This window comes from Flavivirga jejuensis (assembly GCF_030540765.1).
Classification (GTDB): Bacteria; Bacteroidota; Bacteroidia; order Flavobacteriales; family Flavobacteriaceae; genus Flavivirga; species Flavivirga jejuensis.
Genome location: NZ_JAUOEL010000006.1, coordinates 168,205 through 185,295 on the forward strand (window position 1 = coordinate 168,205; position 17,091 = coordinate 185,295).

Consider the following 17,091-nt stretch of genomic DNA (forward strand, 5'->3'; position numbering starts at 1 on the left):
ACTTTTAATCATGGGAACAATAAAAACACTAAACAAGTGGGCCAATGCACATACGTATTTACCTCTTGATTTATTACGTGTCGCTTTAGGTGTCTTTTTATTTATAAAAGGCATCAGTTTTATGTCAGACAGTGCCATGCTAATGGAATTATTTAAACCAATCCAAAATTTAGCTGGGGGTATGATGGTTATTCACTATGTGGCTCCTGCTCATTTTATTGGAGGGGTCTTAATTTCTTTTGGATTACTTACCAGATGGGTTATTATTGCACAACTACCTATTTTAGTAGGAGCTATTATTATAAATTTTGTTGGTGAAATGAATTCTAATAATTTATTATTCGCTATTATAACATTATTAGTTTGTGCCTTTTTCTTATTATATGGTTCTGGAAAAAACTCCCTGGATTATTATTTTAAAATGCAGAAATAAAAAGAGACTGTCTAAAAAGTGATGACCTTTGTCATCCAGAAGCTTGCCTAAGAATCGGCAGATCAAGGAGACTTCTGAAGAATCTATACTTGTTTTATTTTGAGATTCTTCACTTCGTTCTGAATGACACTAACCTTTTGCATACATGGAATGATATTACCATTTGTACAAAATAAGACCGACATGTCATTCAGAGACCTGAGATAAAAAAAATATCAAGTGGAGGAAATGACGTTATTGAGTATGGTCAGGTTAGTAGTTTTTTTGTCATTCCTGCGAAGGCAGGAATCCACATGATCGAATATTTTTAATGTTATGAAAAACAACGTCTTAAAAAATAACGTCAATGGTAGGCTATCGAAAACAAAATATATTTTGTTTGAAGATATAAGCGAAGCTTACGACTGAAGAATCTTTAGAGATTAATTATAAAGATTCTTCGCTGCGCTCTGAATGACAAGTAGCTGAAAGTTAGTTATTTACAACAACACGTCAATAGTAAGGAGGTACGACTGAAGAACCTCTTGACGTTTTAATCTTTTTATTTTTGAGATTCTTCACTTCGTTCTGAATGACAGCGAAACTTACGACTGAAGAATCTCATAAATTTTAATGCTTATTACAAATTTTGATATGAAGAAACAAGTCGAATAAATTCTGCTCTATACCCCTCTTTATCATCTCCTCTACCTTTTTTAGCCAACTCAATAACATCTTCTGTTTTCGAATTATTATGATATTTAGATTGTCTTAATTGCATTCCCAACAAAGCTACTGCTGAAGCAAACTTCAAATCTTCGGAAGCTTCTGTTATAGTGTTTTTCTGAACATGAACCATTTCTATACTTTTATCTCCATCTGGCTTTTTATATCTAAACTTTACTGTAAATAATTCATCCGAATAATTCTTAGTGACTTCAGTTTTAGTATATTTTAAATCACTCACATCTTTAAGGTAATCACTTTTTACCCCATTTGGAATCACCTCATACAAAGCTGTTACTGTATGTCCGCTTCCCAATTCTCCTGCATCTTTTGCGTCGTCAATAAAATCTTCATCTTCAAGTATTCTATTTTCATATCCAATCAATCTATAGGCTTGTACTATATTGGGATTAAATTCTATCTGAATTTTTACATCTTTTGCTATAGTAAATAATGTGCCTCCAAATTCTTTTCCAAAAACTTTTTGAGCTTCTTGCATCGTATCGATATATGCATGGTTTCCATTTCCTTTATCGGCTAATGTTTCAAGCTTAGAATCTTTATAATTTCCATAGCCAAATCCTAAAACCGATAGAAACACACCTGATTTTCGTTTTTCTTCAATTAATGTTTCCATAGCTTTATCACTAGACGCTCCTACATTAAAATCCCCATCGGTAGCTAAAATTACTCGATTATTCCCATTCTTTTTATAATGTTTTTCTGCTAATTTGTAAGCTAGTTTTATACCAGCTCCACCAGCTGTAGATCCTCCAGATTTTAAATGATCTAAAGCAGCTAATATTTTCTCTTTATGCTTTCCAGAAGTTGGTTCTAAAACAACACCAGCAGCACCAGCGTATACAACTATTGAGACTTTATCTTGTTCACGCAGTTGATTCACTAAAAGCCTGAAAGCCGATTTTAAAAGCGGGAGTTTGTTTTGAGACCCCATAGAACCAGAAACATCTAATAGAAATGTTAGGTTTGATGCTGGCAATTCTTCATGAGCATATGTTTTTCCTTGTAATCCTATTTTAACAATTTTAGTCTCATTATGCCATGGTGTTCTAGCTACTTCTGTATTTATTGAAAAAGGATGTTCATTCGTTGGTTGTGGGTATTTATAATCAAAATAATTAACCATTTCTTCAATTTTAACGGCATCTGGTTCAATAGATACACCGTTATTAATCATACGTCTTATATTACTATATGAAGCTTTATCAACATCAATAGAAAAAGTAGATAACGGAGAAAGCGATGTGCGCTCAAAACTATTCTCGTTAATGACAGCATAATTTTCTTGATTATTTAGTCTAAAATTTCCATGGTGTGTTGTTATTACCACACACCCATTTTTTGCTATCTTTCCAAATTTTTGCTTTGCCTTCCCTTTTTTATATTCTTTTTTACTATCAATATCAGATGCAGCAATAGTCTCAATTATATAATTATTCTCTTTTTTTATTGGAATTCCATCAACGATATATAATAGTTCTTCATCTTTTTCAAATTTCCTGTTTTTTGTAGAAATGAGTATCACACCATTTGCTCCTTTACTTCCATATACCGATGTAGCACTAGCATCTTTAAGCACACTAATATTTTTTATTTGATTTGGGTTTAAATGTTCCATATTGGAATAAGAGGTTTCAACACCATCAACAACAACCATAGGCTCACTTCCTTTTGATACAGATGCTATTCCTCTAATTAGAATACGAGAATTGGAATCTATCATCCCTTTATTATTAGTAATGTTAACCCCAGACACGTGGCCTTGCATAGTTTTTAAAACGGATGTAGCATTTACTTGATTTGCTAATTTATTGTGATATGCTTTTTGTTTTTGACGTTTTATTTCTGATTTAGAAATGGGCTTAGACCTAACAACAGAAGCCGATCTTGTTATATAGGACTTCCTAGTAGTTCCATAAGCTGTAACTACAACTTCATCTAAGGTTGATATGTCTTCTTCTAACACCACAGAAATTGTATTAAAGGTTCCCACTTTCTTTTCTTGCGTTACAAAACCTAAATAGCTAAAAACAAGAACATCTGTTGGTTTTGCTTTAATTTTATAAAGTCCATCAAAATGAGTCGTTACTCCTTTACTCGACCCTTTTATCAAAATAGTTACGCCTGGTAACGGTAAACCATCACTTGCAGATGTTACTTTTCCAGATATCAGTCGTTCTTGTCCTTGAATGTGTATTGAAACGGTCAATACAAAAATGAATGTTAATAACGTTTTCATAATAGTTGATTTTAAAGTTTAGCATAAAACTAATCTCAAACCCTTTCTTATAAAACCGATAATGAGTGAAGTGTCCTTTTGAATGAGTCAGGTACAAAAAAAGAGATTAAAGGTCTAAAAAGTGATGAACTATGTCATGTCATCAGAGATCTGTGTTAAAAATTTTAACTAGCGGATGAAATGACGTAATAGGGGTGTCATTCAGAAGGCTATCGAAAACAAAATATATTTTGTTTGAAGATATAAGCGAAGCTTACGACTGAAGAATCTATAGAAATTAATAATAAAGATTCTTCACTTCGTTCTGAATGAACTTTGTCATTCAGAGGAGGTACGACTGAAGAATCTCTTGAAGTTTTAGCCTTTTTATTTTGAGATTCTTCACTTCGTTCTGAATGACATTAACTATTATAAAAGAAAGTTACGTACTCTTTAGGCTATTCTTATTCTAATCACTGAATAGTGGTTAATCTCTTTTCTTTATAGGTCTTGTACCAAAACGTTTGGTATAAATTTTTGAAAAATAAGTATCATTATTAAAACCTACTTCCAAAGCAAGTTGTTTAAGTAAAATTGTAGGATTCTTTTCTAAAATTTCTCTGGCTTTTTGAAGCCTTATTTCTTTAATAAAGTTATTTGGACTCAAACCTGTATGACTTTTAATTTTTCTATAAAAAGAACTTTTAGAAATATTAAATGTTTCAGCAATACTATCTTGGTTTAGGTTCCTGTCATACGATTTTTCGTAAATATAACGTTTTAGTTCTGTTATAAAACTATCACTATATCTTTCTAGTTCTATATTGTGAACTTCATTATACGAATTTCTTGAGGTATCATTTTTAATACAATTTTTGATACGCGTTAAAAGTTCTTTTTTATCAAAAGGTTTAGTAACATAATCATCGATTCCAAGTTTTAGAACGTCTAATTTGGTATTAATATCAGTTCTAGCTGTGAGCATAATAATAGGGGTCTTATTGTTATGCTCCTTAAGTTTTGCAACAAACTCATAGCCATTTAATTTTGGCATCATATAGTCGGTTATTATAAAATCAATGGCTTCTTGTTCAATAATTTTTAAAGCTTCTAAACCATTCGAAGCCTCAAAACAAGTATTATTTGGTAATATGGAAACTATATGTTTTCGCATATCATAATTATCATCTACAATTAAAAAATTGGATCCTGATATTTTAGCATTTTCTTTTAATATATGTTCTTTTTTTATGGCATCGGGTATTGTGTTTGTGCTAGTAATACGAGGCTGTTTTTTTTCTAGAGCTAGTTTAATAGTAAACGTACTTCCTTTATTAGGGGTACTTTCCAATAAGAGTTGGCCATTGTGTAACTCAATAATTTCTTTGCTAAAAGCTAAACCAATACCACCACTACCACCAGATTTATTTATATCGTTGTTAACTTGATAAAATCGATTAAACACATTTTTCATGTTGGCTTTAGCAATACCAATTCCTGTATCAGAAACCTTAATAAGCACTTCTTGATTTTCTTCAGAAAGATTAATGGTAACCATCCCTACATCTGTATATTTTAAAGCATTTATAAGTATATTAGTAATGGCTCTTTCTAGAAAAACGGTATCTATTTTTGCTATATAGTCTTCCATGTTTTCTGAAATGTTAAAAGCAATATTTTTTTGATCAAATAAGGGTTCAAAATCTAGATATTGTTTACGAACCAATTCAGAAACATTAGCCAACTTAAATTGTAAACTAAACTGAGAAGATTGCATTTTAGCTAAATCTAATACATTATCCACCATATTAGTAATCGCATTAATTTGTTTTTTAATACCTTTTTCAATGGCAATTATTGGTAGTGTTTTTTCTGTGTATTTTTCTAATTCAGAAACTTGTCCCTGAATTAATGTTAAAGGAGTTCGTATTTCATGAGATATATTGGTAAAAAATTGAGATTTAAATTTATCGAGCTGTTCTAATTCTTTTGTTTTAGCTTCTAGTATTTTTTCATTTCTAATATTAAGATTTTTAAAATAACTAACTACTATAAACACGCCATAAAACAAGAAAGGGGGGTTCATGTTATTAAAAACAGAAACAGGGTAATGTTTAAAATGCAAATTAGGAAAGTAAAACCCTGATAAACATATTATTAAGACAAAAATATTTATCTTTTTATTATCAATATAAATTAATGAAACTGCAGGAGGTAATAAAAAATAATATTCTAAAAGCTCAGCTTTATACATATAATTAGAAAATAATAAGATCATTATTGTAAGATTAAAAATACATACAATACTGGCAATAAAATGCTTCTTGTAATATTGTAATATTTTTACACTAGCTATAAAAAATAGCATAATTATATAACTCATATTTATGAGCTGGTCTTTAAAAAAATCTTCTATAAAAGAAAAGAGCACAAATAAAATCCAACTATTACAAAATATGTTTAGCAACTTAATCTTCTTAAAATCATTTTCGCTCGTATTTTCATCGATTCCTAATGAAGTATTGGTGTAAAATAACGCAGTTATTTTCTTAATTATTTTTTTCATGAGAGACTGTTTGGGGCTCAAAAATAAAGATATGAATTTAATATGTATATCTAATTCCTAATAAATTGACCAGTTTTAAGTATTTATATTTAAGTTTTGCTTTTTGTTGCTACAAATTTAATAGTTATAAAATTTCACTTGAAAATATTTATTTTTTTGTATGTAGATTCTTTAAAAAATAAGCTTTACCCCCCAATAATTGACCAATTTGTAAGGTCGATTGACCAATTTGTGATCTTTTAATTCCTTTATTTTGTATTTAATTTTAAATGAATCTTATTAAAATCATGAAACCAAATCTTTTAAGACCCCAACACCTACTAATGTTTCTTGCATTTATACTAGTTGCAAGTTGCTCTAGAGATGATGATAAACAGGTATCAGTAACATTAATAACAATAGAAGCAGAAACCACTAGTATTTTAAAAAGTACTACATTACAATTAACCGCCACAGTAAAACCAGAAAATGCAGAAAACAAAGGCATCACTTGGGCTAGTAGTGATGAAACAATAGCTACCGTAAACCAAGAAGGATTAGTAACTGGCTTGGAACTCGGGGAAGTAAACATTACAGCAACATCAACAGCAGACTCATCTATAAGTGGAACCTTTACTTTAGTGGTTACTGGATCTACAAGTAATGCTATAACCTCATTTACTATAAATGATGTAGAGGGAACCATTAATGATGATAATACAATAGTCGTTACATTTCCTTTTGGTACAGATATAACCGCATTAACACCTACAATTGGTATTCCTGAATTTGCTACTGTAAGCCCAACAGGCGCACAGGATTTTTCAGCACCCATTAGCTATACGGTAACTGCCGAAGATGGTAGTACTGCAACATATACAGTTAGTGTTACAGTGAATGCACCTTCCCCTTTTATTACAACTTGGAAAACGACTAGCGACAATGAGAGTATTACAATTTACATAAACCCTAATATCACTACTGGATACGATTACCAAATAAATTGGGGAGATGGCAGTACAGAAAGTAATCTTACAGGAGATGCTACCCACAAATATGCGAGTGCAGGAACCTATATCGTAGAAATATCAGGTGATTTTCCTGCTATCTATTCTGGTTATAATAACAGAATAAACGCAGAAAAACTCCAAACGATTGAAAATTGGGGCGATATAACATGGAAAAGTATGGAAAAAGCATTTGCTTATTGTACTAATCTAACCTATAATGCTACAGATATTCCTAATCTAGATAATGTAACTAATATGGCTAGTATGTTTTTTGTTGCATCCGATTTTAATGGAGATCTTAGTAGTTGGGATGTTAGTAAGGTAACTAATATGGTAGCTATGTTTTTTGGTGCATCCGATTTTAATGGAGATCTTAGTAGTTGGGATGTTAGTAAGGTAACTAATATGGCTAGTATGTTTTTTGGTGCATCCGATTTTAATGGAGATATTAGTAGTTGGGGTGTTAGTGAGGTAACTAATATGTATGCTATGTTTAATAATGCATCCAGTTTTAATGGAGATATTAGTAGTTGGGATGTAATTAAGGTAACTGATATGGCTAGTATGTTTTCAAATGCATCCGATTTTAATGGAGATATTAGTAGTTGGGATGTTAGTGAGGTAACTAATATGGAAGCTATGTTTGCTTACGCATCCAATTTTAATGGAGATATTAGTAGTTGGGATGTTAGCAATGTAGAGACTATGCATGCTATGTTTTATTATGCATCCAATTTTAATGGGGATATTAGTAGTTGGGATGTTAGTAAGGTAACTAATATGAATTTTATGTTTAATAATGCATCCAGTTTTAATGGAGATATTAGTAGTTGGGATGTTAGTAAGGTAATTAATATGTCTAATATGTTTGCTTACGCATCCAATTTTAATGGAGATCTTAGTAATTGGGATGTTAGCAATGTAGAGACTATGCGTGCTATGTTTAATTACGCATCCAATTTTAATGGAGATCTTAGTAATTGGGATGTTAGCAAGGTAACTACTACATATGGTATGTTTAATAACGCAACAGCTTTCAGTCAAGACCTTTCAAATTGGGCTACAGATAACGTAACAGATTGTGCCATTTTTGCTGCTGGTTCAGGGCTTACATCAGCACAACTACCAACTGCGGGTACTTGTTTTCAGCCATAATAAGCCTAAGTGATAAATTATGAAGCTAAATGCCTTGCAGATTTTAGTGAAAGGCTAGGGTATAAATTTTATTATTAAAAAAGGCTGGTTTAAAAAACCAGCCTTTTTTAATTAGTAGTCACTTTTAAGAAGTACATATAGTATCCTTTAGTTTTAATAAACCTAATCATTATCTACTTTTTTTATAAGAAAAAACTTCAAAATAGATTTCACCCCCAATAATTGACCAGTTTGTGAGGTTGATTGACCAATTTGTGATCTTTTGATTCTCTTATTTTGCATTTAATTTTAAATGAATCTTATTAAAATCATGAAACCAAATCTTTTAAAAACCCAACACCTACTATTGTTTTTTGCATTTATACTAGTTGCAAGTTGCTCTAGCGATGATGATAAAACTGAAGCATCAAGTATTGAAGTAAACTCAATAACAATAGAAGCAGAAACCGAAACCACTAGTATTTCAAAAAGTACTACATTACAATTAACCGCCACAGTAAAACCAGAAAATGCAGAAAACAAAGGCATCACTTGGGCTAGTAGTGATGAAACGATAGCTACCGTAAACCAAGAAGGATTAGTAACTGGCTTGGAACTCGGGGAAGTAAACATTACAGCAACATCAACAGCAGACTCATCTATAAGTGGAACCTTTACTTTAGTGGTTACTGGATCAACAAGTAATGCTATTACCTCATTTACTATAAATGATGTAGAGGGAACTATTAATGATGATAATACAATAGTCGTTACATTTCCTTTTGGTACAGTTATAACCGCATTAACACCTACAATTGGTATTTCTGAATTTGCTACTGTAATCCCAACAGGCGTACAAGATTTTTCAGCACCCATTAGCTATACGGTAACTGCCGAAGATGGTAGTATTGCAACATATACAGTTAGTGTTACGGTGAATGCACCTTTTATTACAACTTGGAAAACGACTAGCGACAATGAAAGTATTACAATTTACACGAATCCTAATATTATTACTGGATACGATTACCAAATAAATTGGGGAGATGGCAGTACAGAAAGTAATCTTACAAGAGATGCTACCCACCAATATGTGAGTGCAGGAACCTATATTGTAGAAATATCAGGTGATTTTCCTGCTATTTATTCTCCTTATTCTAATGCAACAAACTCAGAAAAACTCCAAACGATTGAAAGTTGGGGCGATATAACATGGAAAAGTATGGAAAAAGCATTTGCTTATTGTGCTAACCTAACCTATAACGCTACAGATATTCCTAATCTAGATAATGTAAACGATATGTCTGATGTGTTTACTTTCGCATCCAATTTTAATGGAGATATTAGTAGTTGGGATGTTAGTAAGGTAACTGATATGCGATTTATGTTTTTTGATGCAACAGCTTTCAATCAAGACCTTTCAAACTGGGCTACAGATAACGTAAGATATTGTGACTATTTTGATGCCGGTTCAGCGCTTACACCAGCACAACTACCAACTGCAGGTTGTTTTCAGCGATAATTAAGACCAAGTGCTAAATTATAAAACTACATACCTTGCAGATTTTAGTGAAAGGCTAGGGTATAAATTTTATTATTAAAAAAGGCTGGTTTAAAAAACCAGCCTTTTTTAATTAGTAGTCACTTTTAAGAAGTACATATAGTATCCCTTAATACAAAATTACAGCATACCATAGTTTTAATAAACCTATCCTGCTACTTTTTTATAAGATTTGGTTCCCTTATTTTTGTATTTAATTTTAAATTAATTTTATTAAATTCATGAAATCAAATCTTTTAAGAACCCAACACCTACTAATGTTTCTTGCTTTTATACTATTGGCTAGTTGCTCTTGCGATGATGATAAACAGGTATCAGTAACATTAATAACAATAGAAGCAGAAACCACTAGTATTTTAAAAAGTACTACATTACAATTAACCGCCACTGTAAAACCAGAAAATGCAGAAAACAAAGGCATCACTTGGGCTAGTAGTGATGAAACGATAGCTACCGTAAACCAAGAAGGATTAGTAACTGGCTTGGAACTCGGAGAAGTAAGCATTACAGCAACATCAACAGCAGACTCATCCATAAGTGGAACCTTTACTTTGGTGGTTACTGGATCTACAAGTAATACTATAACCTCATTTACTATAAATGATGTAGAGGGAACCATTAATGATGATAATACAATAGTCGTTACATTTCCTTTTGGTACAGATATAACCGCATTAACACCTACAATTGGTATTCCTGAATTTGCTACTGTAAACCCAACAGCGGTACAAGATTTTTCAACGCCCATTACCTATACAGTAACTGCCGAAGATGGTAGTACTGCAACATATACAGTTAGTGTTACGGTGAATGCACCTTCCCCTTTTATTACAACTTGGAAAACGACTAGCGACAATGAGGATATTACAATTTACATAAACCCTAATATCACTACTGGATACGATTACCAAATAAATTGGGGAGATGGCAGTACAGAAAATAATCTTACAGGAGATGCTACCCATCAATATGCGAGTGCAGGAACCTATACCGTAGAAATATCAGGTGATTTTCCTGCTATCCTTTCTTACGGTAACACAAACGCAGAAAAACTCCAAACGATTGAAGGTTGGGGCGATATAGCATGGGAAAGTATGACTCTTGCATTTGCTTATTGTACTAATCTAACCTATAATGCTACAGATGTTCCTAACCTAGATAATGTAACGAGATTGGAGGGGATGTTTATTTCCTCACCCAATTTTAATGGAGATATTAGTAATTGGGATGTTAGTAAGGTAACTAATATGGCTATTATGTTTTATAATGCAACAGCTTTTAATGCAGATCTTAGTAGTTGGGATGTTAGTGAGGTAACTAATATGTCTAATATGTTTTCTAATGCATCTAGTTTTAATGGAGATATCAATAGTTGGGATGTTAGTAAGGTAACTAATATGGAAGCTATGTTTTTTGGTGCATCCAATTTTAATGGAGATCTTAGTAATTGGGATGTTAGTAAGGTAACTACTATGTATGGTATGTTTAATAACGCAACAACTTTCAGTCAAGACCTTTCAAATTGGGCTACAGATAACGTAACAGCTTGTGCCTATTTTGATACCGGTTCAGCGCTTACACCAGCACAACTACCAACTGCAGGTTGTTTTCAGCCATAATAAGCCTAAGTGCTAAATTATAAAACTACATACCTTGCAGATTTTAGTGAAAGGCTAGGGTATAAATTTTATTATTAAAAAAGGCTGGTTTAAAAAACCAGCCTTTTTTAATTAGTAATTACTTTTAAGGGTTATGTATAATGAAATATGGGAGAATTTAAGCCAGTCCTATCTGCTATTAGAAAAGTTAAAATGATAAGTTCTCTATTTAATCTCCAGACTATAAGGAAATAATAATTGAATGCCTTTTTTCTTAGACATCGATTTTATCTCTTTTAAAATTCTATAATTCTCCTCTCCTAATTCTTCTTTTAAAATAGCTTCTTTAGTGTTTGAACCTTTCAACAATTGATTCATTAGAGCATTAGCTAAATCCTCTTCTTCATAAACAGGGAATTCTTCTATTTTATAATCTTCAATGTCGGCAGCTTCAGAAGCTCTCTGTAGTGCTAAATCCAATCCACCTAATTCATCTACCAACCCATTATTTAAAGCATCTACGCCAGTCCAAACACGTCCTTGGGCAATGGCTTTCACATCATCTTGGGTCATATTACGACCTTCTGCTACCCGATTTGTAAACAATTCATAAATATCTATAATCCCTTCTTTAATAAAAGCACGTTGTTCATCATTTAAAGGTTCAAAAAAGCTATACAACACCGCATTTTTATTAGTGACGACTTGTTCTGCGTTAATCCCTATATTATCTGCTAATTGCTTCCCATTAGGTAGCACGCCAAACACACCAATACTTCCTGTAATGGTTGTAGGTTCTGCTATAATTTTATCGGCATTACATGCAATATAGTAACCACCAGATGCTGCAACATCTCCCATTGAAACGATAATGGGTTTCACTTTTTTGGTTAACTCAATTTCTCTCCAAATTAACTCACTTGCCAACGCACTTCCACCAGGAGAGTTTATACGTAAAACGATGGCCTTAATCTTATCATCTTCTCTGGCTTCTTTTAAAGAGGCATTCATAACCCCCTGCCCTACAGATTCCTCATCCCCTTCTCCATAAATAATATCCCCTTCTGCATAAATGACTGCTATTTTGTTTTTACTCTTATTAGATTTTAATTTATTAGCAGCATAGATCGAATACGCTCCAATAGTAACGGACTTAATATCTTCATTAAACTCAACGCCTAGAGCTTCTCTTATATCATTAATATATTCATCATGATATGCAATTTTATCTATAAGTTGAGAGGCTTTAGCTAAATTGGCATTTCTAGCCAATAAACTATCTGCTATAACATGTAACCGTTCTGGAGTAATCGCTCTACTTTTTGAAATATCTTGTTTCATTTCATTCCAAAGCCCATTTAAATAAACAGAAATCTGATCTCTATTTTCATCACTCATTTTATTTGCCAGGAATGGTTCTACGGCACTTTTATATTTCCCGAACCTTACAACTTCCATTTTAAAACCAGATTTTTCCTGAAAATCTTTAAAGTATAAACGCTCAGAATACAGTCCTTTAAACTCCATCATCCCTACTGGATTCATGTAAATAGTATCTGCAACAGAACTTAAATAATAATCTTTCTGTGTATAAACATCGGCGTACGCCACTATGAATTTTCCAGATTCTTTAAATTTTAATAAAGCATTTCGCAAAGCCTTTATTTGTGAAATACCTGCAATAATAAAATTACTATCTATAGAGATTCCTTTAATATTATCATCACTTGCAGCATAATTTATAGCATCAATAATATTAAATAAGCCGTTTTTTTCATCTTCGTTTAAAAACGGATATGCATTGAATTCTGTTTTATCTGCATAATCTTGTATAGGAAAGTCTAAGGTTAACTCTAAAATTGAATTAGGTTTTACATGAACGGTCTCTTCTGATGACGATCCAACTAATAACCCAATGATAAATAGCCCTATAAAACAGATAACAAAAAATACAATAATACCTGTTACTGTAGATAAAACACGTCTAATAAAATTCATAATTTATATTTTCTATTTGTATTGAAAAAGGTGACAAAGTTACGACTTAAGCCAATAAATTTAATAACTCTAATGTTTTTTTACGCTGAACCTTGCCTGAGGGGGTTTCTACAAATCGTTCTACCGCATAAATTTTTTTTGGTTTTTCAAATTTATCCAGGTCTAAAAAAACGGATGTGTTAAGCTTATTAGAATCGCTTTCCAAAACTAAAATAAGCTGTTCTCCTAAAGTTTTATGAGGGCTTGAGGCTACAAAAAAACGTTTTTTTATTTTATCGTGAAGTTTAGACTCTATCGCTTCAGGAAATAATTTAAGACCACCAGAGTTTATAACATTATCGTAACGCCCTAACCATTCAAACTCGCTGTTAGAAAGACATTTAACAAAATCGTTCGTTACAATTTTATTTTTTGAAAGTCTTGGAGCATCAATTATTAAACAACCTCTTTCGTCTTGCGAAATGCTAATATTTGGGAGTGTTTGGAAGTAAGATGCGTCGTCAAGCTCTGTATTTCGGTCCTTTTCTTTATTAAAATTATTGATTTTTTTTACTGCGATATGCGTTACTGTCTCAGTCATACCATAGGTTTCGTAAACATTCGAATTTAAGTTTTGAAGCCTGTTTTTCAATGAATTTGAAACCGATGCACCTCCAACAATAATAGTTTTAATATGTTGGCAGTTATCTAATGAGTTTTGGAGTTGTAACGGAATCATCGCACAAAAATCATAATGCCTCTTTGTATTAAAATTTGGTTGAGAAACAGGTGCAACCAAATCTAATTCTAATCCAATAACTACAGCTCTAACAAGCATCATTCTACCTGCTATAAAATTTGAAGGTAAACAATGTAATGCTTTATCACCAGATTTTAAATTGAAAAAATCACCCGTTGCTATAGCCGAATTCACCATGGCTTGCTTTCTAATAGAAATGGGTTTCGGGATGCCTGTTGATCCAGATGTATTAACCACTATAAAATCATTATGATCTAACCAATCCAATAAAAATTCACCGATAAACGTCTCATAAGGCAACCCTTCTTTAACAAAACTATAAGCCACTTCCATAAGGTCTTCATACGTATAATGAATCCCATTTAGCTTAAATCTATTATGAACTTTATTGTATTTTGGTGTCACGTCCTAGATCTTCTATGATTTTATAATCTTTTTTTTTGGTGGTTCTATAACATTCCCAAAAAGTTTATCTTTCCAATTGGTCCAATGATACTTTTTGGAAAGAATAAAAAGTAATATAGGGAATACAACAAATACGGGAACAAATATTTCCATAACCCCCATTTTTTCGGGGTCCGACAAATCCTTAAAAATAGAATGTGTTTGAAAAGCAGTCCAATCTGCTGTTACAAGAAGTGCTGTAAATAGGTTGTTAGCAGCATGAAACCCTAGTGATAGCTCCATACCTTCATCCATAAGTGTCATAATTCCTAACATCAACCCTGTACCTATATAATAAATCATAATAACATACCCGAGTTTTTCAACTTCGGGGTTTGCTATATGAAGTAAACCAAAAACTGTAGACGTAATAATTAATGGCACCCATTTATTCTTTGCAATGATGCCTATCCCCTGCATTAAATATCCTCTAAACAAATACTCTTCAAAGCTTGTTTGTAATGGTACTAATAAAACCGCAATAGCACTAAGTATTAAAAATGGTTTTAATTTAAAATTAAACACATAATCCTCTGATGTGATATAATAATCTATTAATACAAAGCTACTTGAAACAATTCCCCAGAGAAAGAAAATAAACCAAAACCTTTTCCAATCTATTTTTTTTCTTGTTGTTGTTAAATCTACAAAGGATTGTTTGTGAAGATATTTAACGGCTAATAGTAAAAATAACAAGCCGCCAGCAAAAGGTAATAACACAAAAACCAAATTTAAATTTGATTCAAATAATGTCATAATATAGTTTGTATCCCCCATTTGTGATTGATCTATATTGCCATTAAATGTTTCTATAAATATGGCTATTAAATGCGGTGCAGAAAATACAAAAACACCAGTAATTGCTATTAATACCCCTATTATATAGCGCCACCAATCGTGTAAGCCCTTATAAGCTTGAGTTATATACATTCCTTATAAATTTATGTTCCAATTAATACTATTATTATATTGCAATGTACCATTTTTAACTTGTAATGGTGAATCAAAATTATTAGTAAATAATCCGCCAGTTCCCAAGCCTTGTGGTAAATGACTCTGTTTGCAATAAGTATATTGAGCGATCGCGTTTAGTCCAATATTACTTTCTAATGCACTGGTAATCCACCATCCTATTTGGTGATGTTCTGCAATACGAATCCATTCATTACTTCCTTTAAACCCTCCAACTAAACTTGGTTTTAAAATAATATACTGAGGGTTTATGGTTTGTAGCAGTTCTTGCTTATTTGTTACAGAAAATACCCCTATTAATTCTTCATCTAAAGCAATTGGTAATGGGGTCTCTTTGCATAATTGCTTCATCTCTTGTATTTGACCTTGTTTTATGGGCTGTTCTATGGAATGCAAATCGAAATCTGATAATATCTTTAATTTTTCTAAAGCTTCGGAAGGTGTAAATGCACCATTGGCATCTACCCGTAATTCGATATCTTTAGAGCTAAATTCTTTTCTAATAGATTTTATAAGATTTATTTCGGTTTGAAAATCAATTGCTCCAATTTTCATTTTAATACATGAGAAACCAGCTTCTAGCTTTTCCTTTATTTGCTGTTTCATGAACACTTCTGTTCCCATCCAGATTAAACCGTTTATCGAGATGGCTTCCTTACTCTGAGTGAATTTTGATGGAAATAATTCAAAACGATCTTGACTTTCTAAAGATTTAAAAGCCATTTCTAAACCAAATTGAATGCTCGGAAATTCAATTAATTCAGATAATAAATCCTCTAAACGCTTATTGATGTTTTTACAAAGCCATTGCAGTTTTTCTTCATAGTCTGGTCTGTCGTCAACCGAAAGCCCTCTAAACAAACCACATTCACCTATACCTTGCTTGCTTTCAGAATTTAAAAGAAGGATCCATGTTTCTTTAGTTTTTAAAATACCTCGCGACGTGCCACTGGCTTGCTTAAAATTTAGGATGTGTTTTTTATAAGATGCCTGTATCATCTATAATTCGATAAAATCGCCAATTTCAAGAAGCATTAAATCTTTTTCTTTTTCGAAAAACTTTCGCTTTGCCAGCTCATGGTCGATCTCAATGTAACCAAACGTATCAAAATGATAGCCTAATACTTTATCGCATGCAACAAAATCACTCGCAAAAATAGCATCATCAATTCCCATTGTAAAATTATCACCAATAGGTAAAATGGCTAAATCCAACTTTGTTTGAAGCGGAATAAGTTTCATATCAAAAGTAAGTGCTGTATCGCCTGCTATATAAATATTTTTATGTTCACCTTCTATAACAAAACCGCCTGGCTGGCCCCCATAGCTTCCATCGGGAAAGGATGATGTATGGATTGCATTGACGTACTTAACAGAGCCAAAATCAAAACGCCACGTACCACCATGATTCATAGGATGGCATTCTATTCCTAATTTTTCAAAATGTGAAGCGACCTCAAAATTAGAAACCACTACAGCTCCTGTTCGTTTGGCGATAGCTTCAACATCTAAAATATGATCTTGATGCGCATGTGTTACCAAAATATAATCGGCTTTTAGTGCTTCTATATTAATATGTGATGCTTTGGGGTTTCCTGAAATGAAAGGATCTACAAGTATATCAACATCATTTACTTGTATCCCTAAACTAGCGTGACCATAAAATGTGATTTTCATTATTTCTAGATATTAAATTTAGCAAAAGTAAAGTAC

11 protein-coding genes are annotated in these 17,091 nt (G+C 32.2%); 4 read left to right on the plus strand and 7 right to left on the minus strand.

Annotation, left to right across the window (positions count from 1 at the left end; translation table 11 throughout):
- Nucleotides 1-10 precede the first annotated feature (10 nt).
- Nucleotides 11-433 (plus strand): DoxX family protein, encoded by a 423-nt coding sequence (locus Q4Q40_RS16955; protein WP_303303124.1) that lies wholly within the window; start codon nucleotides 11-13, stop codon nucleotides 431-433.
- A 619-nt stretch (nucleotides 434-1,052) separates the two neighbouring features.
- Here the strand turns inward: Q4Q40_RS16955 and Q4Q40_RS16960 are convergent.
- Together Q4Q40_RS16960 and Q4Q40_RS16965 are read right to left on the minus strand one after the other, a co-directional pair.
- Nucleotides 1,053-3,398 (minus strand): YfbK domain-containing protein, encoded by a 2,346-nt coding sequence (locus Q4Q40_RS16960; protein WP_303303125.1) that lies wholly within the window; start codon nucleotides 3,396-3,398, stop codon nucleotides 1,053-1,055.
- Nucleotides 3,399-3,864: 466 nt separating this feature from the next.
- Nucleotides 3,865-5,943, minus strand: coding sequence for a hybrid sensor histidine kinase/response regulator transcription factor (locus Q4Q40_RS16965; protein ID WP_303303126.1), 2,079 nt, complete (start codon nucleotides 5,941-5,943; stop codon nucleotides 3,865-3,867).
- A 287-nt stretch (nucleotides 5,944-6,230) separates the two neighbouring features.
- Between Q4Q40_RS16965 and Q4Q40_RS16970 the strand changes: the two genes are divergently transcribed.
- From Q4Q40_RS16970 to Q4Q40_RS16980, 3 genes are all read left to right on the plus strand, one after another.
- Nucleotides 6,231-8,087, plus strand: a complete 1,857-nt coding sequence (locus Q4Q40_RS16970; RefSeq protein ID WP_303303127.1) for a BspA family leucine-rich repeat surface protein — start codon at nucleotides 6,231-6,233, stop codon at nucleotides 8,085-8,087.
- 310 nt (nucleotides 8,088-8,397) lie between these two features.
- Nucleotides 8,398-9,588, plus strand: a complete 1,191-nt coding sequence (locus tag Q4Q40_RS16975) for a BspA family leucine-rich repeat surface protein (protein WP_303303128.1) — start codon at nucleotides 8,398-8,400, stop codon at nucleotides 9,586-9,588.
- A gap of 260 nt (nucleotides 9,589-9,848) precedes the next feature.
- Entirely contained in the window at nucleotides 9,849-11,246 is a 1,398-nt protein-coding gene (locus tag Q4Q40_RS16980; RefSeq protein WP_303303129.1) for a BspA family leucine-rich repeat surface protein, read from the plus strand.
- A 204-nt stretch (nucleotides 11,247-11,450) separates the two neighbouring features.
- Here Q4Q40_RS16980 and sppA read toward each other — a convergent pair whose 3' ends face one another.
- The 5 genes from sppA to Q4Q40_RS17005 are packed head-to-tail and all read right to left on the minus strand — an operon-like array spanning nucleotide 11,451 to nucleotide 17,055.
- Complete coding sequence (gene sppA, locus Q4Q40_RS16985) at nucleotides 11,451-13,223, minus strand: signal peptide peptidase SppA (RefSeq protein WP_303303130.1); 1,773 nt, start codon at nucleotides 13,221-13,223, stop codon at nucleotides 11,451-11,453.
- Nucleotides 13,224-13,269: 46 nt separating this feature from the next.
- Nucleotides 13,270-14,367: an AMP-binding protein gene (locus Q4Q40_RS16990; protein WP_303303131.1), complete on the minus strand. Its 1,098-nt coding sequence runs from the start codon at nucleotides 14,365-14,367 to the stop codon at nucleotides 13,270-13,272.
- A gap of 12 nt (nucleotides 14,368-14,379) precedes the next feature.
- On the minus strand, nucleotides 14,380-15,336 hold the full coding sequence (locus Q4Q40_RS16995) for a CPBP family intramembrane glutamic endopeptidase (RefSeq protein ID WP_303303132.1): 957 nt from the start codon (nucleotides 15,334-15,336) through the stop codon (nucleotides 14,380-14,382).
- A 3-nt stretch (nucleotides 15,337-15,339) separates the two neighbouring features.
- Nucleotides 15,340-16,377, minus strand: a complete 1,038-nt coding sequence (locus tag Q4Q40_RS17000; RefSeq protein WP_303303133.1) for an o-succinylbenzoate synthase — start codon at nucleotides 16,375-16,377, stop codon at nucleotides 15,340-15,342.
- A complete protein-coding gene (locus tag Q4Q40_RS17005) occupies nucleotides 16,378-17,055 on the minus strand; it encodes a metal-dependent hydrolase (RefSeq protein WP_303303134.1) in 678 nt (225 codons plus the stop codon).
- Between the last annotated feature and the right edge of the window lie 36 nt (nucleotides 17,056-17,091).

Bases quoted from the DNA above. Each gene is read 5' to 3' on its own strand.
- Q4Q40_RS16980 (WP_303303129.1), top strand. From the start codon at position 9,849: ATGAAATCAAATCTTTTAAGAACCCAACACCTACTAATGTTTCTTGCT.
- Q4Q40_RS16965 (WP_303303126.1), bottom strand. From the start codon at position 5,943: ATGAAAAAAATAATTAAGAAAATAACTGCGTTATTTTACACCAATACT.
- sppA (WP_303303130.1), bottom strand. From the start codon at position 13,223: ATGAATTTTATTAGACGTGTTTTATCTACAGTAACAGGTATTATTGTA.
- Q4Q40_RS16995 (WP_303303132.1), bottom strand. From the start codon at position 15,336: ATGTATATAACTCAAGCTTATAAGGGCTTACACGATTGGTGGCGCTAT.
- Q4Q40_RS17000 (WP_303303133.1), bottom strand. From the start codon at position 16,377: ATGATACAGGCATCTTATAAAAAACACATCCTAAATTTTAAGCAAGCC.
- Q4Q40_RS16955 (WP_303303124.1), top strand. From the start codon at position 11: ATGGGAACAATAAAAACACTAAACAAGTGGGCCAATGCACATACGTAT.
- Q4Q40_RS16975 (WP_303303128.1), top strand. From the start codon at position 8,398: ATGAAACCAAATCTTTTAAAAACCCAACACCTACTATTGTTTTTTGCA.
- Q4Q40_RS16960 (WP_303303125.1), bottom strand. From the start codon at position 3,398: ATGAAAACGTTATTAACATTCATTTTTGTATTGACCGTTTCAATACAC.
- Q4Q40_RS16970 (WP_303303127.1), top strand. From the start codon at position 6,231: ATGAAACCAAATCTTTTAAGACCCCAACACCTACTAATGTTTCTTGCA.
- Q4Q40_RS17005 (WP_303303134.1), bottom strand. From the start codon at position 17,055: ATGAAAATCACATTTTATGGTCACGCTAGTTTAGGGATACAAGTAAAT.